The 26,086-nt window shown below is 59.2% G+C and carries 22 protein-coding genes; 4 read left to right on the top strand and 18 right to left on the bottom strand.

All coding sequences use genetic code 11. The annotated features are described in order from the left end of the window. Positions 1 to 26: 26 nt before the first annotated feature. From J2W17_RS19010 to J2W17_RS18950, 13 genes are all read right to left on the bottom strand, one after another. Complete coding sequence (locus J2W17_RS19010; RefSeq protein ID WP_307337479.1) at positions 27 to 1,148, bottom strand: acyl-CoA dehydrogenase family protein; 1,122 nt, start codon at positions 1,146 to 1,148, stop codon at positions 27 to 29. Between the two features lie 10 nt (positions 1,149 to 1,158). Continuing rightward, entirely contained in the window at positions 1,159 to 2,373 is a 1,215-nt protein-coding gene (locus J2W17_RS19005) for an acyl-CoA dehydrogenase family protein (protein ID WP_307337476.1), read from the bottom strand. A 54-nt stretch (positions 2,374 to 2,427) separates the two neighbouring features. Further along, on the bottom strand, positions 2,428 to 3,969 hold the full coding sequence (locus J2W17_RS19000; RefSeq protein ID WP_307337473.1) for a class I adenylate-forming enzyme family protein: 1,542 nt from the start codon (positions 3,967 to 3,969) through the stop codon (positions 2,428 to 2,430). Between the two features lie 67 nt (positions 3,970 to 4,036). After that, a complete protein-coding gene (locus J2W17_RS18995; protein WP_307337470.1) occupies positions 4,037 to 4,846 on the bottom strand; it encodes a 2-oxo acid dehydrogenase subunit E2 in 810 nt (269 codons plus the stop codon). A 24-nt stretch (positions 4,847 to 4,870) separates the two neighbouring features. Next, positions 4,871 to 5,101, bottom strand: a complete 231-nt coding sequence (locus J2W17_RS18990) for a lipoyl domain-containing protein (protein ID WP_307337466.1) — start codon at positions 5,099 to 5,101, stop codon at positions 4,871 to 4,873. A 25-nt stretch (positions 5,102 to 5,126) separates the two neighbouring features. Continuing rightward, positions 5,127 to 6,116, bottom strand: coding sequence for an alpha-ketoacid dehydrogenase subunit beta (locus tag J2W17_RS18985; protein WP_307337462.1), 990 nt, complete (start codon positions 6,114 to 6,116; stop codon positions 5,127 to 5,129). After that, entirely contained in the window at positions 6,113 to 7,096 is a 984-nt protein-coding gene (locus J2W17_RS18980) for a thiamine pyrophosphate-dependent dehydrogenase E1 component subunit alpha (protein ID WP_307337458.1), read from the bottom strand. Before J2W17_RS18980 ends, J2W17_RS18985 begins: the two co-directional genes overlap by 4 nt. A gap of 45 nt (positions 7,097 to 7,141) precedes the next feature. Further along, on the bottom strand, positions 7,142 to 8,848 hold the full coding sequence (locus J2W17_RS18975; RefSeq protein WP_307337455.1) for an FAD-dependent oxidoreductase: 1,707 nt from the start codon (positions 8,846 to 8,848) through the stop codon (positions 7,142 to 7,144). Then, positions 8,845 to 10,206: an aromatic ring-hydroxylating oxygenase subunit alpha gene (locus tag J2W17_RS18970; RefSeq protein WP_307337452.1), complete on the bottom strand. Its 1,362-nt coding sequence runs from the start codon at positions 10,204 to 10,206 to the stop codon at positions 8,845 to 8,847. Before J2W17_RS18970 ends, J2W17_RS18975 begins: the two co-directional genes overlap by 4 nt. A gap of 315 nt (positions 10,207 to 10,521) precedes the next feature. Continuing rightward, complete coding sequence (locus J2W17_RS18965; protein ID WP_307337449.1) at positions 10,522 to 11,721, bottom strand: cytochrome P450; 1,200 nt, start codon at positions 11,719 to 11,721, stop codon at positions 10,522 to 10,524. A 59-nt stretch (positions 11,722 to 11,780) separates the two neighbouring features. Then, positions 11,781 to 12,950 (bottom strand): serine hydrolase domain-containing protein, encoded by a 1,170-nt coding sequence (locus J2W17_RS18960; protein ID WP_307337446.1) that lies wholly within the window; start codon positions 12,948 to 12,950, stop codon positions 11,781 to 11,783. 59 nt (positions 12,951 to 13,009) lie between these two features. Then, a complete protein-coding gene (locus J2W17_RS18955) occupies positions 13,010 to 14,614 on the bottom strand; it encodes a GMC family oxidoreductase (protein WP_307337444.1) in 1,605 nt (534 codons plus the stop codon). A gap of 64 nt (positions 14,615 to 14,678) precedes the next feature. Further along, positions 14,679 to 15,926 (bottom strand): cytochrome P450, encoded by a 1,248-nt coding sequence (locus tag J2W17_RS18950; protein ID WP_307337441.1) that lies wholly within the window; start codon positions 15,924 to 15,926, stop codon positions 14,679 to 14,681. A 260-nt stretch (positions 15,927 to 16,186) separates the two neighbouring features. Here J2W17_RS18950 and J2W17_RS18945 point away from each other — a divergent pair, with 260 nt between their 5' ends. From J2W17_RS18945 to J2W17_RS18930, 4 genes are read left to right on the top strand one after another with little or no spacing between them, the layout of a single operon-like run. Then, positions 16,187 to 17,440 carry an NAD(P)/FAD-dependent oxidoreductase gene (locus tag J2W17_RS18945; RefSeq protein WP_307337438.1) on the top strand — a complete coding sequence of 418 codons (1,254 nt, stop codon included), beginning with the start codon at positions 16,187 to 16,189 and terminating at the stop codon, positions 17,438 to 17,440. Positions 17,441 to 17,462: 22 nt separating this feature from the next. Then, entirely contained in the window at positions 17,463 to 17,783 is a 321-nt protein-coding gene (locus tag J2W17_RS18940) for a 2Fe-2S iron-sulfur cluster-binding protein (protein ID WP_307337435.1), read from the top strand. 49 nt (positions 17,784 to 17,832) lie between these two features. Further along, positions 17,833 to 18,789 carry an SDR family NAD(P)-dependent oxidoreductase gene (locus tag J2W17_RS18935; protein ID WP_307337432.1) on the top strand — a complete coding sequence of 319 codons (957 nt, stop codon included), beginning with the start codon at positions 17,833 to 17,835 and terminating at the stop codon, positions 18,787 to 18,789. 51 nt (positions 18,790 to 18,840) lie between these two features. Further along, the gene (locus J2W17_RS18930) at positions 18,841 to 19,767 is read left to right on the top strand and encodes a LysR family transcriptional regulator (protein ID WP_307337429.1); all 927 of its coding nucleotides are present in this window, start codon (positions 18,841 to 18,843) and stop codon (positions 19,765 to 19,767) included. A gap of 54 nt (positions 19,768 to 19,821) precedes the next feature. On the opposite strand, the gene J2W17_RS18925 is transcribed toward J2W17_RS18930, so the two are convergent. From J2W17_RS18925 to J2W17_RS18905, 5 genes are all read right to left on the bottom strand, one after another. Next, positions 19,822 to 21,366: a class I adenylate-forming enzyme family protein gene (locus tag J2W17_RS18925; protein ID WP_307337426.1), complete on the bottom strand. Its 1,545-nt coding sequence runs from the start codon at positions 21,364 to 21,366 to the stop codon at positions 19,822 to 19,824. Between the two features lie 109 nt (positions 21,367 to 21,475). Further along, positions 21,476 to 22,408, bottom strand: coding sequence for an electron transfer flavoprotein subunit alpha/FixB family protein (locus J2W17_RS18920; protein WP_307337423.1), 933 nt, complete (start codon positions 22,406 to 22,408; stop codon positions 21,476 to 21,478). Between the two features lie 16 nt (positions 22,409 to 22,424). Continuing rightward, entirely contained in the window at positions 22,425 to 23,174 is a 750-nt protein-coding gene (locus J2W17_RS18915) for an electron transfer flavoprotein subunit beta/FixA family protein (RefSeq protein ID WP_307337419.1), read from the bottom strand. A gap of 549 nt (positions 23,175 to 23,723) precedes the next feature. Next, positions 23,724 to 24,854: an acyl-CoA dehydrogenase family protein gene (locus J2W17_RS18910; RefSeq protein WP_307337416.1), complete on the bottom strand. Its 1,131-nt coding sequence runs from the start codon at positions 24,852 to 24,854 to the stop codon at positions 23,724 to 23,726. 27 nt (positions 24,855 to 24,881) lie between these two features. Then, positions 24,882 to 26,078 (bottom strand): acyl-CoA dehydrogenase family protein, encoded by a 1,197-nt coding sequence (locus tag J2W17_RS18905; RefSeq protein ID WP_307337414.1) that lies wholly within the window; start codon positions 26,076 to 26,078, stop codon positions 24,882 to 24,884. Between the last annotated feature and the right edge of the window lie 8 nt (positions 26,079 to 26,086).

Genomic DNA, 26,086 nt, shown 5'->3' with positions numbered 1-26,086 from the left:
GTTAAGGGGGACCGCGAACCGAGTGATCAATACCCTTTGGCGAAGCGCGCCAAATGGAAATCCGTATCGCCGAAACGCTTTTCGAGCAAGGTCATGAAACGAAAGTAGTGACCAACCGGATATTCCTCGGTCATGCCGATACCACCGTGCAACTGCACGCCTTGTGCGCAGACAAAACGCCCCGCCTTGCCGGTGGCTGCTTTCGCTGCAGAAATCGCCCGGGCGCGCTCCTCAGCAGGTTTGTCCAGGTAGGCCATGCCCCGGTAAAGGATGGAACGGGCGTGTTGCGCTTCGACGAACATTTCAGCCATGCGGTGCTGCAAAGCCTGAAACTTGCCGATGGGCTGACCAAACTGGCTGCGGGTCTTGATGTACTCGGCAGTCATGTCCATGACGCCGTGCATGACTCCCAGGCTTTGCGCCACAACGGCCAGTGCCGCGCGGTCCGATGCTTCCTCGAGAATGGGTTGGCTCTGCGAGGGTTCGATGAGCAACGCGGTAGCCGGTAGATTGACCTTGCTGAATCGCACATCAGCAGCCCGGGTGCCATCAACCAGTGCGTATTCGATGACCTCCACGCCCGGTGCAGTGCGGTCGACAACGAATATCGCTGGATGCGGGTGGTCATCCAGACGCGCGGTGACCAGCAGTTTGTCGGCAGAAGGCGCATCGAACACCATCGTCTTCAAACCATTGAGCTGATAACCATCGCCTGTTCTTCGTGCCAAGGTCTCCTCGATACAACCCAAAGTGAAACGCGTGTCGCACTCGCTGTCCGCCAGCGCCAGCAACAAACGTCCCTCAATCAACGCAGGCAATAACGCCTGGCGATGGTATTCGGAGCCCGAGCGATCAACGATGCGCGAACACAGCATAACGCTGCTGATAAATGGCTCCAGCACCATACCGCGGCCAAACGATTCCAGCACCACAGACGCTTCGACGAACGAACAGTCCAGACCACCGACATCTTCGGGCAAGGTCAATGCCAGCCATCCCAACTCGGCGAATGTCTGCCAGTGTTCCCGATTGAAACCTTCGCCGGTCGTGGCCTGGTGCCGGCGCTGCTCGAAGCCGTAGTCATCGCGAATGTAGCGCTCCACGCCATCACGCAGCATCAACTGCTCTTCGGAAAGATTGAAATCCATGTGAAAACCCTCAGAGTCCGAAAGCCAGTTTGGCGATGATGTTTTTCTGTACTTCGCGAGCGCCGCCGTAAATAGTCGAAGCACGCTGGAAGAAGTACATATTGGTGCGGCCCAGGGTGTGGGCTGGCCAGAGATCGTCCCATTCGTCGCAGGCGTCTTTCTGCCGAGCGTCGTGACTGAAAAAACGCAACGCGCGCGGTCCCATCGCGTCGACCTGCAATTCGGTCACGCGTTGCTGCAATTCCGAACCACGTACCTTCAGGGTCGAAACCACGGCATCGAGGTTATCGCGCAGTTCCTCCTTCGTCAGGATCCGCAATACGGACCATTCCAGCGCGAGGATGTCGGCTTCGATCTCCGCCACTTTGCGGGCGAATACGGGCGTCTCCAGCAGCGGCACACCATCGATCAATTCAGCACGGGCAATGACCTTGGCTTTTTCCAGTTCGCGCTTGTTGAAGTAGATGAAGGCGCTGGAGGTGCGCTCCTTTTCGAGCAAGTACTTGGCGTAGGTCCACCCCATGCCCGGCTCACCGACCAGTTGTTCCTTGGGAACCCGGACGTTTTCCAGAAACACTTCGGTCAGGCCATGCCCACCGTCGATGGAAATGATCGGTCGTACCGTAATGCCAGGCGACTTCATATCGATCAGCAAGAAGGAGATGCCCCGTTGCGGCTTGACCGTCGAATCGGTGCGCACAAGGAAAAAGCCCCAATCGGCGATCGTCGCATCACTGGTCCAGATCTTCTGGCCATTGACCACATAGTGCGTGCCATTTTCGTCGAGCTCTGCGCGAGTCTTCAGGCTGGCGAGGTCAGAGCCGGCATTCGGTTCGGAGAAACCCTGGCACCAGAAGACTTCACCCGACAGCAACGGTGGCAGGAAGGTCTGCTGCTGCCACTCGTTGCCGAATGCGATGACCACAGGCGCCATCATGTGGGTGCCTTGCCAACCATAGTCCAGGCCGTTCGCATTGAGCATTTCCTCCAGGAAGATATGCTTGCGGATCGGCGACCAATCAGTCCCGCCAAATTCTTGCGGCCAGTGCGGTGCGCCCCAGCCACGCGCGTGCAAGGTCTTTTGCCATTGGCGCAAGACATCACGGGGTGGAGGATGAGCTCCCACATAGCCAAAGTGAGCGACTTCAGGGCTGACACTGTCCTGGAAAAACTGCCGGACTTCCTGACGGAAATTCTCATCTTCGGGGCTGAACTGGAAATTCATACTGCAGTCTCTCACTGTCATTGAAAGGTTGGCGATAAAGGCAGCGAAGGCTGCTCAGCCATTGGAGGCCAGTGCGCGCTCACGCAGCGCAACCTTGTTGATCTTGCCCGTCGCGATGCGCGGCAATTCGCTGATGAACTCAATGGCCTTCGGACACTTGTAGGAAGCAAGCACCGATTTGCAATGGCCGATCAGTTCGGTCTCGGTGAGCCTGGCACCCGGCGCAGGGACGATGAAGGCTTTTACCGCCTCACCCCAGCGGGGGTCCGGAATGCCAATGACCGCCGACTCGAGCACCTGTGGATGCAACTCGATCGCTACCTCGACTTCCCGGCTGTAGATGTTCTCACCACCGGAAATGATCATGTCCTTCTTACGATCGACCAGGAACAGATAGCCTTCATGATCCTGATAACCCATGTCTCCGGTGTGGTACCACCCGTCGCGCAGGGCTTCCATGGTGGCCACAGAGTTGTTCCAGTAACAGGACAACTGGGTGTCTGAACGCAGCAACACTTCGCCGGTCTCGCCCTGTAAGCAGTCATGACCCTCGTCATTAACAATCCGCAAGTCAAAACCCGGGGCAGGCAAACCGACCGACTCCAGCCGCCTTATCTGATCCGGGCTGCCATTGGGATTGACCTCGTGACGAGGCAGAGCGCAAGCATTGCTTTCGGTCATCCCGTATTGCACTGAGAAGATCGGGCCAAGCCTCTCGATCGCCCGCTTGAGCAGCGGCACTGGAATCGGCGCCGCGGCCGTCACGACGTGTTCAAGTGACTTGAGGTTGAAATCATCTATCTGCGGCAGGTCGAGCACTGTTTGCAGCATGGCCGCCACCATGAAGGTAAACGTCACCCGCTCCTCCTCGATGGCTCGCAAAGCAGCCAGCGGATCAAAGCCTTGATGGACGACGGTCGAGCCGCCCATCCAGGCGGCGGAGTTGACGAACCCGATGCCTCCGATGTGAAAGGCAGGCGTCGTTTGCAAAACCCGAGTCGCACCACTGAATTCTGTTATGAGGGCACAGGATTCGGCAGTTCTGCACATGGCATGGTGAGTGCGCACCACGCCCTTGGGCGTCCCTGTGGTGCCACTGGTGTACATCAGGTAGGCATAATCCTGCGACTGGGCGCGAATAGGCGGGCCAGCCTCATCGCCATCGGCGATCGCCTGCTCAAAGGGCACCGCCCACTGGGGCGTCACACCAATGCAGATAAACTGCTCGATCGTGGGTAGCTCGGCGCGAAGCTGGTCGACCAATGCCGTGTATTGCGCTTCAAAAACCAGCGTCCTGGGCGAGGCGTCCTGCAAGATGTAGAGGATTTCCCGGGGGGCCAGGCGGAAATTGACCGTAGCGGCAATGAATCCTGCCCATTCACACGCCCGGTACGTTTCAAAATACTCCACACAGTTGGTCGACAGAATCGCCACGCGATCCTGGCGGCGCAGACCTGCACGATAGATAAACGACGACAGCCTGCGCGCGCGTGCAGCCAATTCGTAATTGCTCACCCGCCGTGAAACGCTGGTGAAAGCATTGCCAGCTGGAAAATAGCGAGCATTGCGCTCGGTCATCTCACCAAGAGTCTTCATTGAAATTCCGTCATTTTTATAAGGCTGTTGTTGAACGGATTATCTGAGTGCTGCGCGAAGCGTGGCGTCAGGCCTCCACAGCGGCAGGATCTGCAAGCAGTCCGGCCAGCCTGGCGGTAAACCGCGCGGCGTCGGCGCCATTAACCACCCTATGGTCATAACTTAATGAAAGCGGCAGGGCCAGGCGCCACTCGATGGCGTCCCCGCTACCGCGGCGCGGCTTCTCTTGTGCGCGCGTGACGCCGAGAATGGCCACCTCGGGCGCATTGACGATCGGGGTGAACGCTGTTCCGCCAAAACTGCCGAGCGAGCTGATGGTGAAGCTGCCGCCACTCATTTCAGCCATCGAAAGGCCCTTGTCGCGCGCTTTCGTTGTGATGGCCTGGAGCTCGGCAGCCAACTCGTGGATGCTCTTGCGATCACAGTCGCGCAGCACGGGGACCAACAAACCGAAGCGCGTATCTACGGCCACGCCAATGTGGAAATATTTTTTGAACACCAGGTTCTTGCCAGTGCCGTCGAGCGAGGCGTTGAACTGCGGGAAGCTTTGCAGCGCACCGACCACCGCCTTGATGAGATAAGGCAGCAGCGTCAACTTGGTGCTCACGCCCGCTTCGTTCTGCGCTTTACGCAACAGCTCAAGATCGGTGATGTCCGCATCGTCGTGGTGAGTGACATGGGGAATCGTCACCCAGTTACGCGCCATGTACTTGGCGGTCAACACTTGCACCCGGCTGAGCGCACGAGTCTCGATCTCGCCAAACTCACTGAAATCGACCTGCGGCCATGGGGGCAAATCGCTACCGAACGCCGGCTGTGCAGGTCGCTCGACGGCGGGTTGACTGGACTGTTTAGCCACTGGAATATCGACGCTCATTCGCTTCACCCTACCCTTGGATTCTCAGACAATCTCGGCCAACAGGGTGCCAACCTCATAGGTCTCACCGGCCGCAGCGATGATCTTCAAGGTGCCACTGATCGGCGCCTCGACTTCCTGGACTGACTTGTCGCTTTCCAGGGCATAGATGATCTGGCCTTCTTCGACCGTGGAGCCATCGGCAACCAACCATTCGGACAAGGTGCCTTCATTCATCGAAAAGCCCAGTTTTGGCAGGAGAATCTGAGTGCTCATGACGCTTTCCTTAATTTAAGTTGCTTCATTTAAACGTTGCACGGACGGCCACTTCGATCTGCTCGAGGCTGGGAACGTGTGCGTCTTCCAGAGGTTTGGAGAACGGCACCGGGGCGTAGTTGGAACCGACACGCTGCACGGGCCCCTTGAGCTGGCCGTAAAGCGATTCGTAGATGAGCGAGGCAATTTCTGCACCGACGCCAAACGGTTTGACTGCTTCATGAACAATGACTGCCCGCCCGGTCTTCGCTACAGAGGCGAGGAAGGTTTCGGTGTCCAGCGGCGAGATGGTCCGCAGGTCGATCACCTCGGCCGAAATGCCCTCGGCAGCGAGCTTCTCGGCAACCGCGCAGCAGTCCAACACTCGCCGGCTGTAACTGATCAAGGTGACGTCGGTGCCTTCGCGCAGAATGCTGGCCTTGCCCAAGGGGATTTTTACCCCGCGCTCGGGGGCAGGCCCCGGCGTCCAATAGGTCGGCATGTTTTCGATGAACAACACCGGGTCGTCGTCTTCGATGGCGGAGAGCATCAAACCGTACGCGTCAGCCGGACTGGAGGGCGCAACCACCTTGATGCCAGCCGTATGGGCGAACCATGCTTCCAGGTAATCCGCATGTTGCCCGCCCGTACCAAAGCCTGCACCGGTCATGGTGCGGATGACCATTGGCACATGCGTTTGCCCGCCCGACATGAAGCGCAGCTTCGCAGCGTGGTTGACGATCATGTCCATGGCCACGGTGGTGAAGTTCATCAGCATGATTTCAGCGACTGGCCGCATGCCAACGATCGCCGCGCCAATGGCTGCGCCGATGATTGCCTGCTCTGAGATCGGCGTGGAACGCACCCTCGCGTCGCCATACTTGCTGGACAGGCCCCGGGTGACCCCGACAATGCCGCCTTCTTCCCTGTCGCCGACATCCTCGCCGAGCACAATGACATTGACGTCCGCCGCCATCGCGTCGTCGAGCGCCTGATTGATTGCCTGGATAGTGTTGATCTTGGCTGGCAGGTTCATACGTTCACCTCATCCTTGTAGATATCGCGATGCAGTTCCGCAAGATCCGGGTAGGGGCTGTTCAAAGTGAACTCGACAGCCTCGTCGATTTCGAGCTCGATGGCGGCTTCCAGGGTCGCCAACTGGTCTTCACTGGCAAGGCCGGTCTTGATCAGCCAGTTGCGGAAAAGCGGTACCGGGTCCTTGGCCATCCACGCATCCTTTTCGCCCTTGTCCATGTAGGCATCGGCATCACCGAAGACATGTCCATGGAACCGAAAGGTTTTGGCCTCGATCAGTGATGGACCGAGACCCTGGCGCGCCCGATCGACGGCTTCGCGCGCCGCAAGGTAGGTGGCAACGGGATCGTTGCCGTCCACGGTGATGCCCGGCATGGAATAGGAAGCCGCGCGCTGGGCAATGTTGGCCACGGCGGTAGAGTTGGCATATTTGGTATGCTCGCCGTAGCCATTGTTCTGGCAGACGAAGATCACTGGCAGCTTCCACACCGAGGCCATGTTCAGCGCTTCGTGGAAGGCGCCGATGTTGCTCGCGCCGTCACCGAAATAAGCCACGCTGACACGCTTCTCACCACGGATCTGCGCGGCGAGCGCCAAGCCGTTGGCAATTGGCATCGAACTACCGACGATGCCGGTGGTGACCATCACGCCCGTTCCCGGATGGGTCACGTGCATCGGCCCACCCTTACCCTTGCAGGTACCCGTGGCGCGACCGCCGAATTCAGCCCAGAGGTCATTGAGCGGGATGCCTTTGGCGATCATGTCATGCACACCACGATAGATAGTGCAGATGTAATCCTCATCGTCCAGGCACGCCGACACTGCCGAAGGGATGACTTCCTGCCCGCGTGGCGAGTAGTACGGCATGACCAGCTTGCCGGACTTCAACACCGCACGAAAACGCTCATCATTCTGTTTGATCCGAGTCATGCGCCGGTAGATGCCTACAAGGATCTCGCCGTCCGGGATTGCGGCTGTCATTTTTTAATTCTCCATTGGAACCGAATCAAAGGCTGAGTTGTTGACTCACCAGATCTTGTCCTGCCCCGCCGAGTGCGCAGCAGCGATGTAACCGAAGATGAAGGATGCGGCGATACTGGTGCCGGCTCCCGGATACATACGCCCGCTGACCCCAGCGGTGGCGTTGCCCGTGGCGTACAGCCCACTGATGGGCTGGCCGTCTTCGCGCAATACCCGAGCGTACTCATCGGTAACCAGCCCGCCGGCAGTGCCGACATCACCCGGGTACATGCGGACCGCATAGAACGGCCCCTTTTCGATGGCGCCCAGGTTGGGGTTTGGCTGGATGGTCGGGTCACCGTGACTGCGGTCGAATGCCTTACCGCCGCGTGCAAAGTCTTCATCCTTGCCGCTGGCACAAAACCCGTTGAAACGCTGTACGGTCGTGAGTAGCCCGCGGGTATCGATACCGCACTTTTTCGACAGTTCCTCAAGCGTCTCGGCCTTGATCATGTAGCCACTGTCCAGCCACTGCTGCGGCACCTTGCCAGGCATCGCCGTTCCCCAGGGGTAGAATTCGCGCTGGCGACTGTCCATCACCACCCAGCTGGGCACGGCCTTACCGGTTTCGGCCTGGCGCTTGTACATACGCTGGCCGATTTCCATGTAGGACCCCGCTTCATTGCAGAATCGCTGGCCGTCCTGATCGACCATGATCGAATAAGGCAACGACAAATCCAGGTGATGCATAAAAGGTAAAGGTTCACCCGCCGGTGTGCGCGCGCCTTCGGGGAACGTCAGACCCGGGCCGAGAGACGTCACCACCCACCAGGCTTCGTCCATGCAATCGGTGGCGGCGCCAAGACGCATGGCGGCTTCAATCACTTCGCCGGTATCACCCGGGTTCGCATTGGTCCAGTCGGCGGAGGCTGGTTGTGGCTGGTAGCGTTTGCGCATCTCTGCATTGTGCGAAAAGCCACCGGTATTGATCAGCACGGCGTCATGCGCCTGGATGCGCCGTACACGGTCACCCTGACGAACCGTTACGCCCACCACCCGGCCTTGTTCCACGATCAATTCCTCGACAGGCGAGTCGGTCCAGATCGGCAGTTGTTCGCGCAGTGCGATCTGCAACATGCGTCCCTGAATGGCTGCACCACCGCCCAGGACGGTCTGGCCACGCAGCTTTTGCTTGAGCATGCGCCAGCCCAGCTGCATGGCCTTGCGCTTGCCCGCCCAGGTCCGCTTGAGCAGGAACAATGTTGGGAACTCGTTGGAATTGGCCGGGATCGGCGCGCCACGGTAGCGCGACAGACGCCCTTCCCATTCGCCCAGCTCTCGAATATCGAACAACTTGGCCACCAGCGAGCGTCCACGTGGCTCACCGCCCGGGCGGTCATCGTAGTAATCGCTCCAACCATCGGCGTACTCGAACGCCATGCCCTTGCGCTCAAGAAAGTCGACGATCAGAGGGCTCATGTGCAAAAAAGCATCACGGCGTTTGACGCTGGTGGAAGGACCCTCGTAGGTCACCACGCTGTCGAAGTATTGCCGAGCGCGCTCGTAGGAATCCTCCACGCCGTGGCGTTTCATGACCGGGTTGTTTGGCAGCCACCAGACCCCGCCCGAATAGCCAGTTGAGCCACCGACCTTATCCAGCTTCTCGATAATCAGCGCACGCTTACCCAACTCCTTGGCCTTGAGTGCCGCGCACATCGAGCCGCCACCACTGCCGATGATGACCAGGTCGTAGGACTCGTCCCATTGACTCATTGCGCGGACTCCGTGCCGTAGATGTATTCCTGAAGTTCACGGTGGAAATTGGAGATCGACGATTCCTGCAGTGGGTTTGTCCGTGAGCCGTCGAAGCCACGAGACTTCATGCCCATCTGCACCTGCCCCATGTTCTGGAAGTCCTGGCTGAGGATCAGGCCGAAATTCTTGACCGTATCCTTTTTCCAATCATCGACGCCGTGATAGAACTCGCGCTCGAGCTTGGGTTCCTTGCCGGGTGCATAACGCTTGAGTGACCAAATGTCATAGATGCAAGAGTCGGGGTTGGCGCCATCGGGACGGGCACGATAGAACAGGGCGCCGTCCGGATAGAGCAGGAACACCAGGTTGGGGAAGACGTGCCAGTCGGTGCCGGCGCGCATCATCTGTTCCATCGAGATATTCGGCCAACCGGCCCCGTCGGCGATGGCGGCTTCGACCTGAAACTGCATCGCCTTGCTCAGCACCAGCATCTGATCCTGAGTCGGCTCCACTTCCGTCAACAGCCGCTTGGTGGCCTCGTTGTCCCGATCGGTGAAGATTGCCTTCAGCTGGTCTTCCATGATCTGGTAGAACTTCACCATCCCCGGACGGATATCATCCGGAATGGGTTTACCCGTGCGCGGGGACGGCGTGCCTGGCAGACGGGTGGCAGTCGAGTAGTCGAACATGCCGTGCTTGCCGAAAGCAAAGCTACGGGTGACGTCGTCGCCCTGGGTATCGAGAATTTGCGGATGAGTCGCGGCGACGTGATAGCCCTCGTTGAAGGCCTCGAGTGCGACTTTCCAGTTGCACGGCAGGCGCACCGACTTGTACCAGCGGTAGCGCATGTTCTCGAATTCGTAGCAATCGGTAATCTCGGGAACCGGTGCCAGATACTTGGCCAGCGGCTCGGCATTGGGGTCCATGTTGATGAACACGAAGCCACCCCAGGTATCCACCAGCACTTCCTTGAGTGCCAGCTCTTCATGAGTCATGTTCGGGCAACCGGCCCAATCCTGCTCATCAAGGATACGCAACACGCTGCCGTCAAGGTTCCACTGCCAACCATGGTAGCTACAGTGGAACTTGGCGGCATGCCCGCAACCACTGGTGAGGCGACGCCCCCGGTGCTGGCAGACGTTATAGTAGGCCTTGATCTTGTCACCGGTGAGACGCGTGACGATGATGGACTCGTCGATCACGTCGAAAGTGACGTAATCCCCCACACTGGGAATCTCCTCGAGGCGGCAGGCCACTTGCCAGACCTTGGGCCACATCCGCTCCTTCTCCAGCTGAACGTATTCCTTTGACAAATAACCTTCACGGGGGACGAAGTCAGGCCGTACGGTTTTGGGTGCCGATTCTCGAGCGGTCATTACAAACCTCCTTCACCGGCAGCCTCTGTAATGCTGCCTTTGGCTTATTATTCTTGTTTGAAGAGCGACTGAAGCGCTCTATCATTTTATGAACGATGTTCAAGACTATAAACGGCGCGAGATTGAGTGTCAACGCACTGCAACACCGAAGATGAGGGCTGACAGATGTGGAAAAATGGAACGGGATTGAAGCTTGAGACAATGTAAGAAGGGCCTCACAGGTCTGGCATCGGTCGATGCAGACCCTGCCCTGAGATTGTTCGCGGCCCGCGGCCGCGAGGTGCCATCCGGCAACCGAGAGCACATCAATCGCTGTCAGGCGATTTTCCAGCGCAACGGAAGATGAAGCAAGCCGTTGACCATGCCTGAGGCGCAGCGAGGTGGATCTTCTGCAACGAGTTCGAAGTCCGGTATACGCTTGAGCCACTCCTGGAGGAAAACCTTGATTTCCATCCGAGCCAGAAATGAGCCGGGGCAGCGGTGAGGACCATTTCCGAAAGCCCCGTGCAACACCGGCTTGCGCTCGAAATCGATGGCCATGGGATCGCTGAATCGCCGCTCATCAAGACCAAACAGTGCGTTTGGCACCTGTATAGAGTCGCCGCGCTTAAGGTAAACACCATTGAGATGCATATCCTCGACCACTACACGCGCCGTGTTGGTCACGCCGTGCCGCCTGATCAACTCGTCCACCGCCGTCAGTATGAGCTCGGGCTGTTCGACCAGGCGCCTGCGCTCGGCAGAATGCTCGGCCAGGTAACGGCAAACAAAACCCATCATGGCCGCCACCGTATCCAGCCCACCGAATATCACCACCACCAGCAACCCGAACATGCGCTGCGGCGCAATGGGCTCTCCATCGACCTTGGCATTGACGATCAGACTGATCAGGTCGGTTCCGGGGTTGTGGCGTCGGTTCTCGATCCATTTGCCGATATAACCCGCCAGCATCTGTTGGGACCGATGGCGCTCTTCGACGGTGCCTCGCACAGCCAGCTCGGTCATTTCCAGCAGTTGCAGCCGGTCCTCCTGGGGCAGGTCAACCAGTCGCAGAAAAATCACGATCGGCAGCATCTTGGCAAACTCAACGATGAACTCACACTCGCCCTTGCCCGCAAACCCCTCGATCAGTTCAACCGTCAACAGCCGTATATCGCCTTCCATTGCAGCGATGGCTTGGGGCAGAAATGCAGGCGTAATGAGCGCACGATAAGCACTGTGCTCCGGCGGATCGAGCTCCAGCGGCACCAGCGCAGGATCCTGTCCCGGAGGGATGTTCACCCGTGCATGCGAAAAGCGCTGATGGTCTTTCTGTATGACTTCGATATCGTCGGCGCGAGTGGCAATCCAATGCCCACCGTTGTAGGGCGACCAGACGATGTCGGGACCGTTGTGCAGCGCCTTCCAGGCCAGGTGAACATCGGCAGTCACATTGGGAGGGTTCATAAAATCGAAATCGACGATACGGTCGCTGGGGACATGTTCGGGCACGGTCCAGGTAGCAGATGCATTCATTACAGCCTCCACGGATGTTGTTGTCAGGTTATGGGGGGGCGGGTATCAACGAGGCCCCTTCAACCGGAGCGAAGCATGTCCGCCGCCTGACGAATGGACTGGGCTATCGGGTAAAGCGGGTCCAGGTCGATTGACGCGGGATTGAACAGACGGTTGTGACAAATCGCCACCGCCAGGTTCAGGTCAGGATCGGCCCAGCCAATCGAGTTACCCTGCCCTGGGTGACAAATGGCTCTGTGGTTTTGCACGCAGCCGACAGGCGGATGATCGCCCCCGAGCCAAAAGCCACCCTCGGTGATCGGAATTGGAAAACCGAACATCACAGCGTCGGGTTCCGCGCTGTTGGCACGCGGTGCACTCATTGCCGCCACACGCTGCGCCGACAACAAGCGCACGCCGTCCAGCTCCCCGCCGTTAGCCAGCAATGCCCAGAAACGCGCCTGCGAACGGGCGGTGAAAATGCCGCCGACCCCGGCGACCTCAGCCCGGCGCACGTCCGCTCGCTCGAAGACTTGCGGCACGAGCGCAACCTGCGGCGGCATGGACGCCAGGAACAGGGGCGGCAGGTGTTCGGGCGGCGTGACGAGCATGGCATCGATCTGCTTCGCAACGCGGTGCTCAAGGGCGTCGGGCAGGCCGATCCACAGGTCGCGGACGCCCAGAGGTTCGGCGATCTCCTCGCGCACGAACTGACCCAGCGAGCGACGACCGGGGTCTACACGACGCACCAGCTCGCCGACGATCCAGCCAAACGTCATGGAGAGGTAGAGCGTTTTGGTACCAGGCTCCGCCAGTGGCTCAAGGTCGGCAATGGCGCGGGTCATCCAATCCCAATCACACATCCGCTGCGGCGTCACCTCCCTCGGCATCTGTGGCACGCAGGCGCGGTGAGTGAGCACATGGCGCACCGTGGTCGCCGCTTTGCCCTTTGCTCCGTACTCCGGCCAGTAACGGCTTACCGGCGCGTCATAGTCGATGTGCCCCCGCTCTGCCAGAATGTGCAGTGCCGTCGCCGCGACAGCCTTGGTGACCGAGTAGACGTTGAACAGCGTGTCGCCGTCTACGGGGCGCAGGTCTTGTGGGTCTGCGATACCACTCCAGGCATCGACGATCAGTTTTCCATCCAGATAGGCCGCTACCTGTAGACCGACCTCACCGCCATTGCCGGTGGCATTGTCCAGTGCGCGCTGCACGATCGCCTGCGCGCGCGGATCGAGGTTCTGCTGCATGTCTACCTCTCCAATTTACGACGGGTTGAGTGGTGACCGGAATCCTGGTAACCGAGGAATCATTGAGCATCTTCAAGGATCAATTGCGCGGCTCGCCATGCCATGGCCATCATCGGCCCATTGGTATTGCCGGAGACCATCGTCGGGATAACCGACAGGTCCATGACTCGCAGCCCTTCTACACCCCGAACCCGTAGCCTGGGATCCAGCACCGAGTCGTCGCGCGCCCCCATCGCACAGGTTCCACAGGCGTGATAACCGGATTGCCCTCGCTGGCGGAACTCATCAAGGATCTGATCGTCGGTCTGCACCTGCGAGCCCGGATAGGTTTCGACCTTCACCAGTTGGCTCATGGGTGCGCTGAGCACAATCCTGCGCATGAAGCGAAAGGCCCCGATCGAGACCTGCCGATCGTATTCATCGGCCAGATAGTTGGTGACGATACGGGCAGGCCGAGCGGGATCAGCAGATTCGATCGTCACGCTGCCCTGGCTGCGTGGACGCAATGGATAGGAAAAAAGCTGCATGCCCGGGTCGGGTTCGCAACGATAGGTTGGCGCGCCAAAATCCATCGAATAGGGGGCCATCATCAACTGCGCATCCGGCCGCTCCAGGCCCGGATGAGTTTTGAAGAACCCACCCACCGGAAAGGGGCCGAGCGCCATGACTCCACTGCGGGTGAGCGCGTATTGAACGGCGTTCTTGAACAATCGGGCGCCGGAAAACTCGCGGTTCTGGCTCTCTTGCCAATCGTGTAGCCGGAGTTGCAGATAGCACAGAAGGTGCTCACGCATGTTCTGCCCGACGTTCGGGCTATGGGCGATGACCGCAATGCCCAGTTGCTCGAGCAAGGCTCGGTTGCCTATTCCGGACAACTGCAGCAAACGCGGCGACTCCAGCGCTCCTGCACACAGAATGACCTCTCGCCGCGCGCGGTGAATGCCGGGGTCAGCGGTGCCTTCGCGGGCACTCACGCCGATCGCCCTACGCCCGTCGAAAAGCACCCTCTGCACCTGGGTATCGGTCATGACTTTGAGATTGCGCCGTTTGCGCGCAGGCTTCAGAAAGGCTTGTGCAGCGCTCTGCCTCACACCACGCGACAGCGTATAGGTGAGGTAGGCAACCCCTTCGTGGTCCAGCTCATTGATATCTTCCTTGCGTTTCAAGCCCAGGGTTTCACAGGCTTGGATCACGGCATCGCCCACGCCTGTGCGCCGAGGATAAGGAGTGACCTTGAGCGGGCCTTCAACCCCCCGGAGCGCAGACGCGCCCAAGGCGTGACTTTCAATGCTGCGAAACGCCTTGGCCATGGTCTCCCAGCCCCACCCGATCGCCCCATTGGCCGCCCATTCGTCATAGTCCGCGGGATGCCCCCGCATATAGACCATGCCGTTGATGGCACTGGAGCCGCCCAACATCTTTCCGCGCGCCCATATTTCCTCGCGGCGCCCACTCGCAGGATCCACGGTAACGGGATGGTGCCAAGCGTGGTTGGGGTCGCTCAGCAGCTTGCCAAAGCCTCTGGGCATCCGCACGAGGGGATTACGGTCGTCGGGCCCTGCCTCTATCAGCAGCACGCTGTGTCGTCCACTGGCGGACAGTCGATCGGCCAGGACACACCCAGCGGAACCTGCTCCGACAATGATGTAGTCAAAATCGCTCATATTTGATTGGGCTCGTTTTGCTGCACCGACGAGTGCCAGGCAGCACGACTGACGGAGAGGATGCTCAACCGAACTTCACGTGGATCGAATGCGGTACGCGCATCATGGTCCCACTCATCTGCGGCGCCGGCTTATCCGGGTCCAGGCGCAGGTTGGGCAATCGGTCGAGGATGGCATTGAGTGCCCGGGTCATCTCCACCCGCGCCAAGTGCTGTCCGATGCACACATGTGGACCGAAGGCGAAAGCAAAATGCCGGTGCTGCGGCTTGCGAAAAATGTCGAACTTGTCCGGCTCGGGGAATTTCGTCTCGTCGCGGTTGGCGGAGCCTGCGACGACGTCGATGAAGGCGCCTTGGGCAATGTCCACTGAACCCAGCGTGACAGCCTTGCTCGCGTATCGAGATTGCATCAGCACAGGGCCGTCCCAGCGCAGGGCCTCTTCAATGGCCTGAGGTATCAGGGAGCGATCCTCACGGACTGCAGCGAGCTGTTCTGGATGATGCAGCAACGCACTGAGTAACACACTGGTGGCACGGTAAGTCGTATCGCCTGCCGCATTGACCAACTGACGGAGGAAGGAAATGAGCACTTCTTCGGGCAAGTATTCGCCGTCTACTTCCGCCTGGGCCAAGTGACTGACAAGGTCGTCACCCGGATTGCGCCGACGTTCGGCTACAAGATTTTCGAAATAGGTACCCAGCTTGCGTGAGGCCTCGGTGCCATGGGCAACATCCACGGCGACGACCGTCTGGGCGATGGCCATCTTGTGGAAGAGGGCGACATCTTCCGGCGGTAGCGCCAACTGGCGGTAGATGATCTGAAAGGGAAAATGCAGGGTGAAATCCTGAACCAGATCGGCCTCGCCCCGATCGACAAACTTGGCCATCAGTTCGTGAACCACTGGATCGACCAGATTGTCGCCCCATGCTGCGACCGTCTGCGGCATGAATGCTTTCTGAAAAATTCTTCGGAAACGCGGGTGCTCGGGGACGTCCATGGTGGAGATGCTGCGCCCGAAGCTGATACCCAAATTGTAGGTGTAGCTATGGTTGGTAAAAGTCTTGGGATCCCCAAGCACTTGCGCCACCTCATCGTAGCCGAAGACGCAATAATGCTGAACCTGGGCAGGGCTGGTGATGTCCGGCGCAAGCCCCATCATCACTCGATAGTCTCCCGGATGAACACTGGCCTCTCGCCTCAGCTGCGCGAGTCTTGGATACGGATCCGGGTGATCGCCAAATACCAGTGCATCCTCCATGAATGGATCGAAAGACGGATCATCAAACGGCTCGATTGGCTGCACTCTGCTCATCACTACAAATCTCCGGCGTGTCCATAGTCAGCTACCGCACGATATCCGCGCTCGAAAGCCGGAGCGTGCTTTTCGCCACTCTAGGCAACCGCCGTAGTGGGATAAACCCACATAAACCAACAACATCTTTCAATGAAATTGAATAATGCCGCGCTGTTCAAGCGGCATACTTTGTCGTGACTCGAGCGACGCGATGGGCGGGTTTCGAATAAGTCACAAAGCCACATACGTGGATCAAGTCGTCGATCAAAGGTGTCGATATGAGCGAAGTACTTTCAGGCACTGCCATCATCGTGGGCGCAGGGCACGCCGCCGGTGAATTGGCAACCCATATGCGAGACAACGGCTGGCGAGGCCGAATTTCTGTCATCGGTGAAGAGGGGTCCCTCCCCTATCATCGTCCGCCGTTATCGAAAGCTTACCTGGCAGGCACCGTCACTGCTCAAAGCCTGCTGATAAAGCCAATGGCAGTCTTTGAAAGCGCGAACATCGAGTTCATCGGTGGGGTAAGGGTCAACACCATCGATCGCGCCGGCTCCAGGGTCCACCTGGCCGATGGCAGGACAGCGCACTATGACCGCCTCATCCTGGCCACGGGAGGAAGACCTCGCCCGCTGCCAGTGCCGCGAATTCAACAAAGGACCCCGGATAACTTCCATTACCTGCGCACGCTCGCGGATGTCGATCGCATGCGCGAGCAGTTCAAACCTGGCAAGCGCCTGGTGATCATTGGCGGCGGCTACGTTGGCCTCGAGGTGGCTGCCGTGGCAATAGAGCGCGGGCTGAACGTCACGATCCTGGAAGCCCTGCCGCGCGTGCTGGCTCGGGTCACTGCCCCCGAACTGTCGGCTTTCTACGCCGCGCGACATCGAAACGCGGGCGTCGAGATTCGCACTGACACTCAAGTGGAGGACGTCCAACTGGATCCGTCCGGTAATGCCATCACCGCGGTGGTGTCCGTCGACGGCAGCTGGTTTGAGGCTGATCTCGTCGTGGTCGGTATCGGTCTTGTCCCCAATGTCGAGCTGGCCTCAGACGCCGGCCTGGCGGTAGACAACGGCATCCTGGTCGACGAGTTCGGCCAAACCAGCGACCCTGACATCTATGCCGCCGGTGACTGCACCAACCACCCCAATCGCTTTTTTGGGCGACGACTGCGACTGGAGTCGGTGCCGAATGCCCTGGAGCAGGCGCGTTGCGTCGCTGCGTCAGTCTGCGGCAAACCCAAAGCCTATGTGTCCGTTCCGTGGTTCTGGTCCGACCAATACCATCTGAAGTTGAAAATGGTCGGTCTGTCCCAAGGCTATGACCAGTTGGTGATGCGCGGGACGACTGAAAGCGAATGCTTTGCCGCCTTCTACTTGAAAGACGGTTACCTGCTGGCGGTCGATACGGTCAATCGCGCGCCCGAATTCATGTTGGCCAAGCGGCTGATCAGCGAACGGATCCGTGTCGACCCGTGTCGCCTGGCTGACGAGGGCATCCCTGTCAAAGACTTGCTGACCCACCCCTGACATTTCCCCCGCGAGGTTACCCATGCCAACGATCATCTTCATCCAGCCGGACGGCAGCGAACAGCGCATCGATGCACCGCTCGGCCTGTCGGTCATGCAGGTCGCTGTCAACCATCAGGTTCCCGGCATTCTCGGGGACTGCGGCGGCAGTTGCAGCTGCGCGACCTGCCACGGCTATGTCGAACGAGAATGGGCGCAGCATATTCCCGTTGCCGAGCCCTATGAAAACGACATGCTCACCTGCGCGGCCGACGTCACCGAAAGCAGTCGGCTCAGTTGTCAGATCATCGTCACGCCGCAGCTGGATGGGCTGGTGATCCGGCTCCCCCCGACATCACGCTGACGCGAGCGTGCGAGTGCCCCCCGATAACAAAAACAAAGCGAGGCCACACATGACTGACATAGATTTTACTCACCGCGTCGCCATTGTCACCGGTGCAGGCGGTGGCCTGGGTCGCACCTACGCCTTGGAACTCGCCGCCAGAGGAGCTGCAGTGGTGGTGAATGACTTGGGCGGTCGGTTCGACGGTCAAGGCAGTTCCCATGGGATGGCGGATGAGGTAGTGGACGCCATCCGCGCGGCCGGCGGCAAAGCTGCCGCCAATTATAATTCCGTCAGCAGCCGCGCCGGTGGCGAAAGTATCGTGCGAACAGCATTGGAAAACTTCGGCAAGGTCGACATCGTCATCAACAACGCCGGTCACTTGCGCAACGCGTCGTTCGAAGACATCGATGATGAAACCCTCGATTCGCTTTTGGATGTGCACCTCAAAGGCGCCATTTACGTCACCCAACCTGCCTACAGGATCATGAAGCAGCAAGGCTACGGCCGAATCGTGTTCATGTCCTCCGGGGCGGCCGCTTTCGGAAATCCCAAGCAGGCGGCGTATGCCGCCGCCAAGGCCGGACTTTTGGGCGTGATGAACGTGTTATCACTCGAAGGCAAGGACCACGGCGTGCTGTGCAACGCGCTGCTTCCCGTCGCCACCAGTCGCATGGAGGCCGCGATGGACCCCGAACAGTTGGCTGCGTTTACTGCCCAATATGCGTCCTTGGGCGAAAAACTGGGCAGTTCCTACTTACCCGAGTTTGTCACACCGCTTGCGGTCTATCTCGCGAGCGAATCCTGTACCAGCACTCGCGCAATCTATTCGGCGGCCCTCGGTCGATATGCGCGCGCCTTCATCGGCGTGACGGACGGTTGGGCCGGTCCGCGAGACAAGCCGGCAACAGCCGAGGGCCTGGCCGAGCATTTTCAGCGGATCGGGGACGTGGGGGCGTTCAGCATTCCGGATTCCCTGTCCGACGAGTTCTCGATTATTGGCCGCATACTGGGTCAATCGCTGTAACATGCTATCGCCCTTCGGGATCCAGGGCGTTCTGCTTCGTTGGAGATGAACGTGGACAAGCTACGCAGCATGGAGGTCTTCATGGCGGTGGTGGACCATGGCAGTCTCAGTACCGCAGCGACGGCGCTGAGCCTATCGCCGTCGATGGTCTCCACCCATTTGAGCAACCTTGAGCGCGCCTTGGGCGTGCGCCTTCTCAATCGCACCACACGCCGCATCAACCTGACCGACGAAGGCTCGATCTACTATTCGCATTGCCGGCATCTGCTTGATGAGCTCGCCGACGTAGAGTCCCTGCTCTGCGGTTCGCAAGTCCAGCCTCGCGGAAGGCTGCGTGTAGACGCCCCAAGTATCATTGGCCAATACCTGGTCGTTCCCATGCTTGACGCGTTTCGCCAGCGTTACCCGGACATCCAGCTGGACTTCTCCGACTCCGAGCAGCTCTACGATACGGTCGAAAGCCAGCATGACGTGATCATCAGGCTCGGTCCCCTGGGCGACTCGAGCATGATCGCGCGTCCGCTTGGTCACACGCCCCTGCTCACGGTTGCTTCGCCCCGCTACCTTGCGACACGTCAGGTGCCACAGGTTCCGGAAGACCTGCGCGCCCATGACTGCATCAGCTACCGGGACACACGCACCGGCCGGATGCATCCCTGGTCGTTTGAGCAGCATGGTCATCGCAAGACGCTGGACCTGCCAAGCAACCTGTCGATCACACAAGGCTGCATCCAGATAGAAGCAGCGCTGAGTGGTCAAGGCGTCATGCAAGGCATGGGGTTTTATCTGGAGGAGCACCTGCGCAGCGGGGCGCTCTGCCAGATCCTGACGGATTGGGTAACGGACGCCCCAACCATGGAAATGCTCTACCCGCAGGGGCGCAGAGCGTCACGCAAGGTACACGCGTTCGTCGATTTCATGCTCGAACACTACCCAGCGGGCAGGCCCATTGCAGCGCCCCCACGTTCTGCGATTTGAAATCGCGCCCTGCGCAAAAGCGCTACTCGCTTGCGCTGTGATGCAATCCCGGTATCAAGCCGGCGCCTGGGCGGAAAACATCTGACGAAGCGCGATTTTATTGACCTTGCCGCTTGGAAGGCGCGGCAGTTCGGTCACGAAGTCCACGCTGGTCGGGCGCTTATAGCGCGCAATCCGTGTTCCTGAATAGTCGATCAACTGTTCAGCGGACAACTCGGCATCCGCCTTCAGCACCACGACTGCCTTGACGGTTTCGCCCCACTTCTCGTGTGGTACACCGATAACCGCCACGTCGCTGACATTCGGATGAAACATGAGCGCCTGCTCGACCTCCTGGCAATAGATGTTTTCACCGCCGGAAATGATCATGTCCTTCTTGCGGTCGACCAGATACAGGAATCCTTGATCGTCGCGCCACGCCATGTCACCGGTGCGTAACCACCCATCACGCAGCGCTTCGAGCGTGGCGGCATTGTTGTTCCAGTAATAAGCCAGGTTGGCGGGTGAGCGGATCCAGATCTCACCAGGTGTTCCGTCAGGGCAGTCCTGCTCGTCGTCATCCACGATACGGATGTCACAGTAGGTCATGGCCTGCCCGATCGAGCCAAGACGGCGCAAGTCTTCCTCGCTTCCCTCCAGCTTGTGCAGATGCCGGGGCAACACCGTACCGCTGGTCTCGGTCATGCCCCAGGAGTTGACGAATATGGGCCCCAATAATTCCACCCCGCGTCGCAAGACTGCGACCGGCATGGGCGCGGCGGCATACAGGATGGTTTCCAGGCTCGACAGGTCGTAGTCGCGGATATCGGGGAGCTCCAATACCTGCTGCACGATGGTCGGGGCCATGTGCACGGTGACCACGCGCTCTCGCTCAATGGTGCGCAGCACTTCGCGGGGTTCGAATTTACGATGCAGGATCACGCAGCCTGCATTCCAGAACTCCGAGAGCATCATCGACAGCCCGCCGGCATGGAACATGGGCATCATCACCAGCACACGCCCGTTGATGCGAATGTCCATGACGGCGGCCTGGTTTTGCGCCAGGGCAAGATCGCCTCGCTGGCTGCGCGCTGCGCCCTTGGGTCGCCCAGTGGTGCCGCTGGTGTAGACCAGATGCACGATATCATCGGGTACCGCTCGCATCGGAGCGCCAACGCTTTGCGCTACCGAAAGAGCCTCCTCGTAGGGCTGCGCCCAAGGGGGGCAGTTTCCGATGCACAGGTAGTGCTCGACCGACTTCAACTGCGGACGCAGGGCATCGATCACATCGCTGTACTGATCCTCGAAAACCAGTACCCGAGGGGCGCTGTCCTGGAGGATGTATTCGATTTCAGGTCCTGCCAGACGGAAGTTCACCGTGGCACAGATATAGCCCGTCAGCTGACAGGCCGCGTACACATCAAAATATTCATTGCAATTCATTGCCAGGATCGCAACGCGATCCTGATGCCGCATACCGCGAGCGTACAAGGCGGATGACAACCTGCGAGCACGATCGAGCAGTTGCGAATAGGTGATGCGACGGTCATCGTAAACGACCGCTTCCTGGTGCGGAAACAGGCTAGCGTTGCGTTCCAGCAACTCACCGAGTGTTTTCATTATTATCTCGTATCCTGATGGACCAGAGTCGGCAGTCAGGCGACGGACCTGCACCTGCCGCTCATGTAGAGGTCGCCGCGTTGTGCCGGACCTGCGACGACCGTTAGCGTCAGGTTAGACTGCCAGTCAATTCCGGTACAGCCTCAAACAGATCCGCCACCAGGCCGTAATCGGCCACCTGGAAGATCGGCGCTTCTTCGTCCTTGTTGATCGCAACGATCACCTTGGAGTCTTTCATGCCGGCCAGGTGCTGGATCGCGCCGGAGATACCGACCGCGATGTACAGCTGTGGAGCAACGATCTTGCCGGTCTGACCGACCTGCATGTCGTTGGGGACGAAACCTGCGTCGACTGCGGCGCGGGAAGCGCCGACCGCCGCGCCCAGCTTGTCGGCCAGGGCGTACAGGTGTTTGAAGTTGTCGCCGTTCTGCATGCCGCGGCCGCCGGAAACGACGATCTTGGCAGCGGTCAGTTCCGGACGATCGGACTTGGCCAGCTCTTCGCCAACGAAGCTGGAGATGCCAGCGTCGTGTGCAGCGCCAACGGCTTCAACCGAAGCAGATCCACCTTCAGCAGCCACCGGGTCGAAACCGGTAGCACGGACGGTGATCACTTTCACTGCAGCGTTCGACTGAACGGTAGCAATGGCGTTACCGGCATAGATCGGGCGCTTGAAGGTGTCAGCGCTTTCGACCGAGATGATCTCGGAGATCTGGTCAACGTCCAGTACAGCGGCAACGCGTGGCAGGATGTTTTTGCCGTTGGACGTGGCGGCAGCCAGGATGTGGCTGTAGCCCTTGCCCAGCTCGGCCACCAGGGGCGCGACGTTTTCCGGCAGTTGATGCGCGTAGGCGGCATTATCGGCCACCAGCACTTTAGCCACGCCTGCGATTTTCGCAGCGGCTTCAGCCACGGCGCCAGCGGCCTGACCTGCAACCAGAACGTGGATATCACCGCCAATTTTGACAGCGGCCGCCACAGTGTTCAGCGTGGCCGGAGCCAGCACTTTGTTGTCGTGTTCAGCGATTACCAAGATAGTCATGATTCGGCTCCTTAACTCAAAGCACCTTCGCTTCGTTTTTCAGTTTCTCGACCAGTTCAGCCACCGACTTGACCTTGATACCCGCGCTGCGTGCAGCAGGCGCTTCGACTTTCACGGTCTTGTTGGTGGAGGCGGTGGAAACGCCCAAAGCGTCCGCAGTCACTACTTCGAGAGGCTTCTTCTTGGCTTTCATGATGTTTGGCAGGGACGCATAACGCGGCTCGTTCAAACGCAGGTCGGTGGTGACGACGGCCGGCAGTTTCAGGGAAACCGTCTGCGCGCCGCCGTCGACTTCGCGCGTCACGGCAACGCTGTCGCCGCTGATCTCGACTTTCGAGGCGAACGTGCCCTGACCGTAGCCGCTCAGAGCCGCGAGCATCTGGCCAGTCTGGTTGTTATCGCTGTCGATGGCTTGTTTGCCAAGGATCACCAGATGAGGCTGTTCCTTGTCGGCGACCGCTTTCAACAGTTTGGCAACAGCCAGGGAAGTCAGATCTTCGGCGGATTCGACGAGGATGGCACGGTCGGCACCCAGAGCCAGCGCGGTGCGCAGTTGCTCTTGAGCGGTGGACGGGCCTACGGAGACGACGACGATTTCAGTCGCAACGCCTTTTTCTTTCAGGCGTACGGCTTCTTCTACAGCGATTTCGCAAAAAGGGTTCAACGACATTTTGACGTTAGCAAGGTCGACACCAGAGTTATCCGGTTTGACTCGAACCTTCACGTTGTAGTCGACCACACGTTTCACAGCTACAAGAACCTTCATCGCAACCTCGCAAATATACGAACGACATTCACAATGATGAATAACGTTGGACGCATTGTCAAACGTTCGTCCCTATGATCCGAGCACCTGTTTGAACCACTCGTCCTATTCCACTGGCAAACCGTCGCACAGCTGCTATTTATATTTACAAACAGCGTTCAGTTTTTCTGAGCACTGTGGCAAAATCAAGCCAGCGCCTGAGATGTACTCCCAGAGACCACGCATCTCGACAGAGGGCCAGGCGCTACTAATTCCAATAACACTGCTAAAAGCAGGTATGAACGACATGAAACTATCCTTGCCCGTAAGTGTTTCGCTGTTCATGTTCGCCCTCATCGTTTGCGCGCATTTCGTTATCGAAAGCCGCCAGGCTGAGCTTCGAGCTCGTGCCGAGGCTTGCCACCTCCATCCCTATACCTGCAACACACCGACAGGCACCCTGGCGATGCTCCGCTAGCGAGCCTGCTTTCGCTTGGACCACCACGAGCCAGGGCCGCAATGCGGCCCTGGGTTTTGGTGCTGAATCGGATTAATTCCTGCAGGTTTGCCCTACATCAATGTGCCATAACGTTCGACGTAGTGGTCGCTGTCGCCCCATGTCATATCAATCACGGTCAAACGCTTGAAGAACCAGCCCGCCGCGAGTTCATCGGTCATGCCCATGCCGCCGTGCAACTGCGTGGCATGTTGTCCGATCAAACGGCCAGCGCGTCCGACCAGGGTCTTGGCGGCTGAGACCGCGCGTGCTCGATCATCGTGCTCACCATTTAGATTGGCCGCAGCGTAGTGGGTGATGGACCGTGCCTGTTCGCTCAACCCGAGCATTTCAGCAACCCGGTGCTGCAACACCTGGAAGGTGCCGATCGGCTTGCCAAACTGCTTGCGGGTCTGCAGATACTCGACTGTCAGTTCAATCAAGCGATCCATACATCCTACGGCTTCGGCACACAAGGCGAAGCAGGCACGGTCCACGGCCCACTCCAGATCTTCCAACGCCTCATGCATCGGTCCCAGCAAGGCATCTCTAGCCACGTTGACGCCATCAAACTGCACCTCCGCGACACGTTGCCCATCGAGCCCTGCAAAACTACGCACGATGACGCCGGGCGAGTTCGCATCAATCAGAAACAGACTTATGCCATGACGGTCAGTTTGCGCGCCGCAGGTCCTCGCGGAAACGATCAGCCAATCAGCAGAATCACCGTGCGATACCACGCTCTTGCGCCCTTCCAGACGGAAACCGTCTTGAGTTTCGCGAGCAATGCACGACACATCGAACAAGTCGAATCGACTCTGCGGCTCCAGCGTTGCCAGGCTGATGCGAAGTTCGCCAGTGGCCAACTTCGGCAACAAATGCTCTTTGTGCTGCGCGCTGCCAACCCGCTGCAGCAGCGGGGCGCCGACCAGCGCGCTGGCCAGATAGGGCTCCAGAACGAGCCCCCGACCAAATGCTTCCATCACCACCAGCATTTCTTCGGCTCCAGCGCCGAGACCACCATACTGCTCATCGAGAGCGAGGGCTAACAGGCCGGTTTCAGCGAGCGCCGTCCAGTTGTCCTCGGACCAGCCCCGATCGCTCGCAGCCGAGACGCGGCGCGCCTCGAAATCGCATTGGCGTTCGACAAAGCGGGCAACCAGGTCAGCGAGCATCTGCTGCTCTTCATTGAGGGAGAAGTCCATCGCAAAACCTCCGGGCGTATGCGCCGGTCAAAGGCCAAGGGTCAATTTGGCAATAATATTCTTCTGCACTTCGTTGGACCCGCCGTAGATCGAGATCTTGCGCCAGTCCAGATAGTGCGGCGCCAATGCGTTGAGCAATCGTCCATTGGCCGTGTCGATGTCGGCGTCACCTTCCAGCGCCTCGGGCACGAAGGGCACCGCATAAGGCCCGGCACACTCCATGATCAGCTCGGTCAGGCGTTGCTGTATCTCCGAGCCCCGAATTTTCAACAGCGAGGCCTCAATGCCTTTGCCCTGCCCCTTCCCTTCCTGGTCGATCAAGCGCAGCAACGACCATTCATGGGCGAGCAGCTCCATCTCTATGGAAACGACCTTGTCGCGAAACCGCACGTCTTCGAGGAGAGGCCGGCCGTGTTTTTGGGTGCTGGCGGCGATTTCCTTGAGCCGTCGCATGAACCGTTTGCAATTGCCCAGGCCGGCAATGTTGGTGCGTTCATGACCGAGCAGGTATTTGGCAATGGCCCAGCCCTTGTGTTCTTCACCCACCAGGTTGTCCCGAGACACCCGGACGTTGTCGAAGAACACTTCGTTCACGTCGTGGCCACCATCGAGCGTTTTGATCGGACGCACCTGAATTCCAGGGGTGGACATGTCGATAAGCAGGAAGGAAATGCCCTCCTGCTGGCGGCCTTCGCTGTGCGTACGGACCAGGCAAAAAATCCAGTTCGCCCACTGCGCGAACGATGTCCATATCTTCTGGCCATTGACCACATAGTTGTCGCCACTGACGTCCGCCCGGCAACGCAGTGCCGACAAATCGGAACCTGCGCCCGGCTCCGAGTAGCCTTGGCACCACCAGTCGCTCATATCCAGAATACGCGGCAGAAAACGCGCCTGCTGCTGCGGTGTGCCGAATTTCTGCAGCACCGGTGCGACCATCGACAACCCGAACGGCATTTGCCTTGGCGCACCCGCCGTGAAGCATTCTTCGTCAAAGATGTTGCGCTGCGCAGCCGTCCAGCCCGCACCGCCAAAGGCCACCGGCCAACCCGGCGCCCCCCACCCCTGCTGGTGCAGGATACGCTGCCAACGCACATAATCCTCGCGGCCCAGATGTTGAAAATTCAACACCCGATCACGGATGTCCGTCGGCAATTCGCGCTCTACGAATGCACGTACTTGCAGGCGAAAAGCCTGATCCTCGGCGCTTTCACGAAAGTCCATCGGCACAT

The organism is Pseudomonas lini (assembly GCF_030812475.1).
In the GTDB taxonomy this organism is placed as follows: domain Bacteria; phylum Pseudomonadota; class Gammaproteobacteria; order Pseudomonadales; family Pseudomonadaceae; genus Aquipseudomonas; species Aquipseudomonas lini_A.
This window is presented reverse-complemented; position numbering and strand designations above follow the sequence as displayed.